The following is a 1,603-nucleotide window of genomic DNA, read 5'->3' as shown; positions in this document are numbered from 1 at the left end:
TTTGGTCGAGGCTGTGTAGAAACGCTCCCGAGGTGTAAGGCGCGCGGTGGGGCTCGGAAGGCCGCGGTTACAAAAATGCCAGGTCTTCGCGCCGGCCTTTCAGGTGCGGATTGCTGCAATGAGCGGCTGAATGCCCATGATCTGGATCATTCGCTTCATATTGTAGGCCAGCACGCACAAGCTCATCTCGGTTCTGACGTTGTGGAGCGTCTTGGTCAGAAAATGGGTGCTGCCCATCCAGGATTTGAGCGTACCAAAGACATGCTCGACGGTTCGGCGACGGATGCCCATGGCATTGGGTAATAGGTCCAGCCGCTTTTGCATGGCATCAATGACCGCCTCATGCTTCCATCGTTTGACGCGCTTCACTTTTTCAGTGGTACAGCGCGGTCGCAATGCGCAGCCATGGCAGGCGCTCAGGTTGCGGTAATGGTCGATGTCGCCGTGATGATCCGACCGCGTACGTGCCTTGGTCAGATATTCCCCTGCCGGGCAGGTATAGTGGTCGTGGTCGGCATCGTACACGAAGTCGGCCTTGGTGAATAAGCCGCGCTGGGCCTTGCCGGACGTGTCGGTTCTGGGCACGCAGGGCAAAATGCCGGTGCCTTCGCATTCCAGCACCTGTTCGCCGTTCATATAGCCGCGATCGGCCAGGACGGTGATCTCGGGTGCGGCAATGGCAGCTTGCGCTTGCCGGCTCATCGGCGCGAGTTGCGCCCGATCATTGCCCTCGTTCACCACTTCGTGCGCGACAATGAGGTGATGTTCGGCATCCACCGCTGCCTGCAGGTTGTAGCCGACAATGCCAGTGCCGCGACCACTGCTGTTCATGGACCTGGCATCCGGATCGGTCAGCGACACCTGATGATCGGGCGCCGCTTCGACCTGTGCGGCCATTTCCTTCAGGAACCGCATCTGGCCGCGCAAGCCCGCGATCTTCTCGCGGATCTGTTCGACCCGCGCTTGCGGAACGTCGCTGGTCTCACGATCGGCACGATCGAGGGCCGCAAGGTAGCGCTCGATGCTGGCCTCGACTTGCTCGATCCGCTTGGCCGCCTTGTGTTCTGTGTAGTTGCGATCCCGGTTGTTCACCGCTTTGAACTTGCTGCCGTCGATCGCGACGGTCGCCTGTCCGAACAGGCTCAATTGTCGGCACAGCACCACAAACTGGCTGCAGACCGCCCGGATTGCGGCACCATTGTCCCGTCGAAAGTTGGCGATCGTCTTGAAGTCCGGTGCCAATCGACCGGTAAGCCACATCAGCTCGACATTGCGCTGCGCTTCGCGCTCCAGGCGCCGGCTCGACTGGATCCGGTTCAGATAGCCGTAGAGGTAGATCTTGAGCATCGTCGACGGATGATAGGCTGGCCGCCCGGTATGCGCTGGCGTCGCCCCGGCAAAGCCAACTGCCACCAGATCCAGCTCATCGATAAACGCCTCGACAACCCGAACCGGGTTATCTTCAGATACATAATCATCGAGCGATGCCGGCAGCAGAAAATCCTGCCGACGGTCTTGTTCTTCCACGAAACGGCCCATCGGCAAGCCTCCCGAAATCCCGGGAAAGTCTACCACGAAACAGCGTTTCTACACAGCCTCGGTC

At 59.9% G+C, this 1,603-nt stretch carries 1 protein-coding gene; it reads right to left on the bottom strand.

What is annotated here, in order from left to right; genetic code table 11:
* Nucleotides 1-99: 99 nt before the first annotated feature.
* Nucleotides 100-1,539, bottom strand: a complete 1,440-nt coding sequence (locus tag B215_RS0118835; RefSeq protein ID WP_019371202.1) for an IS1182 family transposase — start codon at nt 1,537-1,539, stop codon at nt 100-102.
* Between the last annotated feature and the right edge of the window lie 64 nt (nt 1,540-1,603).

It is taken from the genome of Sphingomonas sp. ATCC 31555, assembly GCF_000282895.1.
Lineage (GTDB): Bacteria > Pseudomonadota > Alphaproteobacteria > Sphingomonadales > Sphingomonadaceae > Sphingomonas.
The sequence above is the reverse complement of the archived record's forward strand: the minus strand, read 5'-3'. Positions and strand labels throughout refer to the sequence as shown.

Bases quoted from the DNA above. Each gene is read 5' to 3' on its own strand.
- B215_RS0118835 (WP_019371202.1), bottom strand. From the start codon at position 1,539: ATGGGCCGTTTCGTGGAAGAACAAGACCGTCGGCAGGATTTTCTGCTG.